We start from the raw sequence: 6790 nt of genomic DNA, 5'->3' as shown, positions 1-6790 counted from the left end.
GGAAATGAGAATTCCCGCAAGCTGCTAGCCGCTTTTGGATCCGTGCAGGCGATTTTTGACCAGAGTTCAGCCGCTCTGGAACAGTTGGGTTCGGAGAAATTGGCGCGCGCGCTCAGGGCAGAGCCTCCAAATCTGGCAGCCCAGCTGCAAATGACGCTGGACTGGTTGCAGGCCGGCGAGCACCGGCGGGTGGTCGCGATTGGAGATGCGGCCTACCCTGCGGCCTTGCTCGACATCGCCGATCCCCCGCTGATGCTCTACATGCTCGGCAAGCGTGCATCCCAGCCTCAGGCGTTATCGCCATCCCACGTGGCCCATATAGCCATCGTAGGCAGCCGCAACCCGACGCCGCAGGGCGAAGCTAATGCGCGCCAATTCGCCAAGGCCCTGGCCGGTGCCAAACTCTGCGTTGTGTCAGGCTTGGCCTTGGGTATCGACGGTGCGGCGCACGACGGCGCCATGCAAGCCGGCGGAGATACCATTGCCGTGGTGGGTACCGGACTAGACCGCGTCTATCCCAAAAAACATCTCGAGCTGGCGCACCGTATTGCCCAGCAAGGCATGATCATCAGCGAATTCCCGCTCGGCACGCCACCGCTGACCGCGAACTTCCCGAGACGCAACCGCATCATTTCCGGCCTGTCGCTGGGCACTCTTGTCATCGAGGCAGCGCTGCAGTCCGGCTCACTGATCACCGCGCGGCTGGCGGCCGAACAGGGCAAAGAAGTGTTTGCCATACCCGGCTCCATCCATTCGCCCCAGTCACGCGGCTGCCACGCACTGATCAAGCAGGGGGCCAAGCTGGTGGAAACTGCGCAGGACGTATTGGAGGAATTAAGTCTCCCTGCGCGGGGTGTGGCGCCGGCTGCAGCGGCATATACGCCAACAGAGAAAGAAACCGGTCTCCTGGTCGAGTCCCCCTCATCTACCGCCCTGATCGCCGCACTGGGATTCGACGTGGTGAGCCTGGACACACTACAGGCGCGAACCGGGATCGAAACAGCCATGCTGCAGGCGCAGCTACTTGAGCTGGAACTCGACGGACAGGTGTTCAGGCTTCCCGGCGGCCTGTTCCAGCGACGCGCTGACGCATAAACACCGCACTCTTTTCACCGGCTTGACAATGCTGCCGCCAACTGCGTTATATTGGACGCATGTTCGAAGTACTCGTGTACGTCTACGAAAATTACTGGCAAGGTGACGCTTGCCCCGAACTTCAGCGGCTCGGCCGCAAACTGACAGCGGCGGGTTTTGAGGCGGAAGAAATCCAGGCGGCCCTCGTCTGGCTCGACGGCTTGAATATCGCCGCCCAAGGCACGCAAATCAGTCTGCCGGCCAGTGCCCCGTCAGAGCTCACCGAGCCCGGTGCGCATCCGGTCATTCAGCCCCAATCCCCCGACAGCCTTCGCGTTTATTCGGTTGCCGAGCAAACACAACTCGGCGCACAGAGCCTGGGATTTGTGAGCTTCCTTGAGTCGTCCGGCGTATTGCCTCCGCACATGCGCGAGATTGTGATTGACCGTGCCATGGCGGCACCGGGCGACCCCGTCACGCTCGATGACCTGAAAATCATCGTATTGATGGTCTATTGGAGCTTCGGCGAAGAACCCGATGCGCTGGTTCTGGACGAATTGTGCGACGACGCGGAAGGTCGCCTTGCTCACTGAATAGCACTGCGGCACAAAAACGACATTTTTGAACCGGTTGCCCGGGCACGCCGGACAACGAGGCCCTTAGCCGAGCAACCGCTCGGGATTTGCATCCAGCTTGGCAAGCGCGTCGCGCGTGGCACGTACCGTGAGCGCCTCCTCTTCCGTAGGCACCAGCAAACCCGACTGCAGGTAGGCCGCGAGCCGACGAGCCTGGATCAGGAAGTTCCGGCCATCGGCAGAAGCAAACAGGTGCAACTGCTTGCGATCACTGCACCAGGCAAACTGCACATGACTGATCTTGCCGTTGTGGTCCAGGCTGAACCATGTACCTACCTGGAGCTCCCGGGCCCATGCGCGCATGGCTTCCGTGGGCTGGCTGCCGCCATCGGCGATCACTTCAATGTCGGTAGCATCGATCCCGATCATGGTGACCAGGCTGTCAGTATCCAGCGGCAGGTCTCCGACGTCCTCGTCGGAAAGATAGTCTTCCAGGTTCATCAGCCGTTTGGCCATGATCTCCACCCGCTCCTGGGAAATGGTGTCGGTTTTGGACATGAATGCATCGGCCAGCGTATCGCTGATGGTCTTCAGGTGCCCGTCCTGGTCAGACACACCCAAGCCCAGCATGGACATGCCCAGGCGCAGCAGCTGCAGCAATTTCGGCAGGTCTGCAATCACGCGGGCGCGATCATTGCGGTTCGGTTTGGCGCTCGCGGCCCACACCAGATCAGCGGCAGCCCGCTTGAGCGTGATGGTTTCCTCGTGMTGCGGCCCGTTCTTCATCGCGGCGATTGCCAATACCTCGGCCCATACCTTGAAGAGGAATTCGCGGATCTCGTCTCGAACCGGCATGTCATTGAGCATGTTCCGCATCTCAATGGTGTACTGGATCGTCATGGTCTCTTTTTGTTCGACCTGTTGCGCGACGCTCACAACACGGGCGGCGCTGCCATGCTCGGAAAGGAATTTGGATAAAAACTTTTCGAACTCGTCGTAAACCAGCTGAAACACCCGACGCCCTGTTTCGGGATACTGCTCTATCACTTGCACAATGCGCTTGACTTCAGATTCCATGGCGCCGCCGGCCACCGTGACGTCAAAGCCCAATACGCAGGAACCCATGCGGTCGATCAACCGGCGTGCAGGATGCTGCAGCGACTCAAAGAACTCTGGCTCGGAAATCGCCACACGCAATACCGGCATCTGCAAACGGGCAAACCAGACCCGGATCACAGGCGGAATGCGGTCTTCGGCAAGAATGCTCTGGAACATCAGGGCCACGATTTCAATCGTCGCCTTCTCGGATGAGGTGGACGCCGCCTGCTTGAGGGTATTGGTTCGTTCCCGCAAGGCAGTTGCAGCATTGTCGACATGCACCTGGCCATAGATCTGCCCTTGCGCATCTGCGAGCAAGGTACGCTCTGCACCGGTTTCTTCCTGCTTCTGCACGCTCACCATGGCCTGCGCGAGCTGAGGCGACGCCTGTGTGGGGTGGGTATCGTCGAAGCCTGCGACCTGGTTCGACAGCAAACGCTTGAGGTGCCCCATCACACCCTGGGCCCTCATGCGTGCCCTGGCGAGCGGCGTCGTCGCCGTTTGCATGCGGGTTTCATCGTAGACTGCGCCGCCTTGCCTGGATACGCCTGGCTGCGACCCTGCTCCTTCGGACGCCGTACCTGGAGAAGCTGCACCCTGACGGCCGCCAAAGGCTGAAGATCGCCCGCCACCCACACCCTGAACCCGGCTATCAGGCCCATCGCCCTGGCCTCCGCCAAAACCACGTGCGCCACCGCCTTCAGACCCGCCGGTCCTGGAGCCGGTTTCGCTGCCGAATTTGCCGCGTTCCTTCTCAGAAGTGGAGGCTTTCCTGGCAGACGCTCCGGCATCCGCAGCGGAGGGAGTGCGTTTGACCAGCGGCCGTAAGTCGATTTCCGCCATCACCCCCTGCTGCACCAAAAACTCGTTGGTGGCATGGTAAGTCTCCAGCAGGTGTGTGCCCATGTCCTTCTGGATGACATCCTGGACAACGAGCCAGACATCCCGTGGCAGCGATGCAAGACTCCATTGCTCAACCATGTGCTGGGCAAGCACCTCGGGGCGAAGAATGTCCTGCTTGTGCAATTCCGTGACGGCCTCCAGGTTTTGGATGCGCAACCGGAGGTCGTTCAACTCCCAGCTTGCGAAGTCCAGCAACCGAAGCGCGARCCGCGAAGCAAGGATTTTGTCCTCCATCACGTCGTTACCCATCAATTCAAATTTGCCGCTGTCGGCAAACCTCGAGGGCGAGTTTGGCGCAGGAATCGTCTGGGCAGTGGTCCATGCGGCGGTTGTGCCACGGACCCAGGTGGCACCACTTTTCTGGAAAGCCATCCAGGCATCACGCCGGTCCTGCATTTCCCGGACACTGCCGGGCTGATCAACTGCGGCAGTGAGCCTGTCTTGAATGGTTTTCGCCAGTGCAGGCAGTACGCGTACAGCACGCTCCGCAAACAGCGCACGTGCCTGCTCGACCAGAACCCTGCTATTTTTGTTACTTGGAGCCACAGCCGCCCTAGGATGATTAAGTCATAGCTTACACCGTGGCTCCGGCGTTGGGGTCATTGGGATCCTCGTCTTTTTTGGCCGGCCCTTTCATCAGGTCTTCACGCCGAATGCCTAGCCACATGGCGATTGCAGCGGCAACAAACACCGACGAATAGATCCCGAACAGAATGCCGATGGTCAGCGCCAGGGCAAAGTAAAACAGGGTCGGCCCGCCAAAGAGAAGCATGGACAGCACCATGATCTGGGTGGAACCGTGGGTAATGATGGTACGGCTGATGGTGGACGTGATCGCGTTGTCGATGATCTCGGTGGTATTCATCTTGCGATAGCGTCGAAAATTCTCGCGGATCCGGTCAAAGATCACCACCGACTCATTGACCGAGTAGCCCAGCACCGCCAGCACAGCAGCAAGCACAGCCAGTGAAAACTCCCATTGGAAGAAAGCGAAGAATCCCAAAATGATCACGACGTCGTGCAAATTGGCGATGATGGCCGCCACGGCATATTTCCATTCAAAGCGGAAAGCCAGATAGACCATGATGCCGAAAACCACCATGGCGAGCGCCTTCAGCCCGTCGTGGGCGAGTTCCTCGCCCACCTGCGGGCCGACGAATTCGGTGCGCCGCAGCGTCACATCCGGGCTGGCAGCCTTCAGGGCCGCAAGCACCTTGTCGCTTTGCTGCGCAGTGCTTACGCCCTTTTGTGCCGGCAGGCGGATCATCACGTCGCGTGAGGTGCCGAAATTCTGGACCTGCACATCGGCGAAGCCCAACCCCGCCACCGTATCGCGGATTTTTCCGACATCGGCAGCCTGGGTGTAATTCACCTCCATCAAGGTGCCGCCGGTGAATTCGACGGACAGGTGCAAGCCGCGCGAGAACAGGAAAAATACTGCCAAAGCGAACGTGGCAAAGCTGATGGCATTGAAGATCAGGGCGTGCCGCATAAACGGAATGTCACGCCGGATTTTGAAAAATTCCATCTGGAGTCCTTGGGAAATTCAGGAAAAAAGGGCCGGGCGTGGGCTTACTTCGCCACCGCACCCGAAGTGGTGGGCCGCCACACTGTGCCAATGGAAACCGTCTTGAGCTTCTTCTGGCGGCCATACCAGAGGTTGACCAGGCCGCGCGAGAAAAACACCGCTGAGAACATGCTGGTCAGGATACCGATGCAATGCACAACGGCAAAGCCGCGGACCGGGCCGGACCCAAAAGCCAGCAACGCAAGACCTACGATCAATGTCGAGGTGTTGGAGTCCAGAATGGTTGCCCAGGCCCGCTCATAACCTGCATGAATCGCCGCTTGCGCGGAGGCACCGTTTCGCAATTCTTCCCGCACACGCTCATTGATCAGCACATTGGAATCGATGGCCATACCCAGCGCGAGCGCCATCGCCGCCATGCCAGGCAAGGTCAGGGTAGCCTGCAGCATGGACAGCACCGCGACCAGCAACAGCAGGTTGACGGCAAGCGCCAGGCCGGAAAACAGGCCAAAAAGCATGTAATAGATCGCCATAAACGCCACGATCACGACGAAGCCCCACGACACACTGTGAAAGCCCTTGGCAATGTTGTCGGCGCCCAGCGTCGGGCCAATGGTGCGCTCTTCAATGACCTCCATGGGAGCGGCAAGCGAGCCTGCGCGCAGCAACAGGGCGAGATCGTTGGCGGCATTGATATTCATGGCGCCCGAGATGCTGAATCGTGTACCCAGTTCACCGCGAATGGTTGCCACCGAAATAGCCTGCCCTTTGCCCTTTTCGAACAGCAGGATGGCCATCGGCTTGTCCATGTTCTCGCGGCTTGTTTCGCGCATCACCCTCCCACCCTTGGCATCCAGCGTCAGGGATACATTGGGTTCCTGCTTTTGCGAATCGAAGCCGGCCTGGGCGTCCGTCAGGCTCTCACCGGTAACAAGGACCTGCTTCTTCACAATCACCGGATTGCCGCTGATATCGGGGAATTTTTCCGACCCAAAGGGCACCATGCCCCCCCCGGTCATGGCAGCACGGGCTTCAGCGCTGTCTTCCACCAGACGCATTTCCAGGGTGGCGGTACGGCCAATAATGCGCCGGACCCGGGCAGGATCCTGAATACCTGGTAGTTGCACAACAATGCGGTCTATACCCTGCTGCTGTATTACCGGCTCTGCGACGCCCAGTTCGTTGACCCGGTTGTGAAGGGTCACCATGTTCTGTTTGAGAGCCTGGTCCTGAATGCGGCGCGCCGCCTCAGGCTTGATCGTAGCCGTAAGCTTGTATTCCGTGCCTTCGGGGACCTCAGCAGTCTGGAGGTCGGGAAACTGGTCTTGAATCAGGGCTTTGGCCGATGCCAGTGTGGCAGAGTCACGCACCTTGATGTCAATGGTCTGTCCATTACGAGCGATGCCGCCGTGCCGGATATTTTTCTCACGCAGCGACGTCCGTAGGTCGCCAACCAGGGACTCGGCGCGCTTGGTTAGCGCGGCCTGCATGTCCACCTGCAGCATCAAATGCACGCCGCCTCGTAAGTCAAGCCCGAGGTACATTGGGAAAGCATGAAGCCGGGCTAGCCAGGGAGGTGAAAGCGATAGCAAATTGAGCGCAACGACATACG

General features: G+C 59.5%; 5 protein-coding genes. 2 read left to right on the top strand and 3 right to left on the bottom strand.

Annotation, left to right across the window (positions count from 1 at the left end; all coding sequences use genetic code 11):
- Both dprA and AC1DWI_RS10115 read left to right on the top strand, forming a co-directional pair.
- Positions 1–1095, top strand: a 1095-nt coding sequence (dprA, locus tag AC1DWI_RS10120; protein WP_477724773.1) for a DNA-processing protein DprA, incomplete at its 5' end; no start/stop codon positions are given.
- Between the two features lie 59 nt (positions 1096–1154).
- A complete protein-coding gene (locus AC1DWI_RS10115) occupies positions 1155–1667 on the top strand; it encodes a Smg family protein (protein ID WP_457282413.1) in 513 nt (170 codons plus the stop codon).
- A 66-nt stretch (positions 1668–1733) separates the two neighbouring features.
- Here AC1DWI_RS10115 and AC1DWI_RS10110 read toward each other — a convergent pair whose 3' ends face one another.
- The 3 genes from AC1DWI_RS10110 to secD all read right to left on the bottom strand — a co-directional run.
- Entirely contained in the window at positions 1734–4196 is a 2463-nt protein-coding gene (locus AC1DWI_RS10110) for a DUF1631 family protein (RefSeq protein ID WP_477724772.1), read from the bottom strand.
- A 28-nt stretch (positions 4197–4224) separates the two neighbouring features.
- Positions 4225–5178, bottom strand: a complete 954-nt coding sequence (secF, locus tag AC1DWI_RS10105; RefSeq protein ID WP_477670626.1) for a protein translocase subunit SecF — start codon at positions 5176–5178, stop codon at positions 4225–4227.
- Between the two features lie 44 nt (positions 5179–5222).
- Positions 5223–6790: protein translocase subunit SecD (gene secD / locus AC1DWI_RS10100; RefSeq protein ID WP_477724771.1), on the bottom strand; the 1568-nt coding region annotated here is incomplete at its 5' end.

This window comes from Polaromonas sp. P3_C2 (assembly GCF_056402675.1).
The sequence above is the reverse complement of the archived record's forward strand: the minus strand, read 5'-3'. Positions and strand labels throughout refer to the sequence as shown.

Bases quoted from the DNA above. Each gene is read 5' to 3' on its own strand.
- AC1DWI_RS10115 (WP_457282413.1), top strand. From the start codon at position 1,155: ATGTTCGAAGTACTCGTGTACGTCTACGAAAATTACTGGCAAGGTGAC.
- secF (WP_477670626.1), bottom strand. From the start codon at position 5,178: ATGGAATTTTTCAAAATCCGGCGTGACATTCCGTTTATGCGGCACGCC.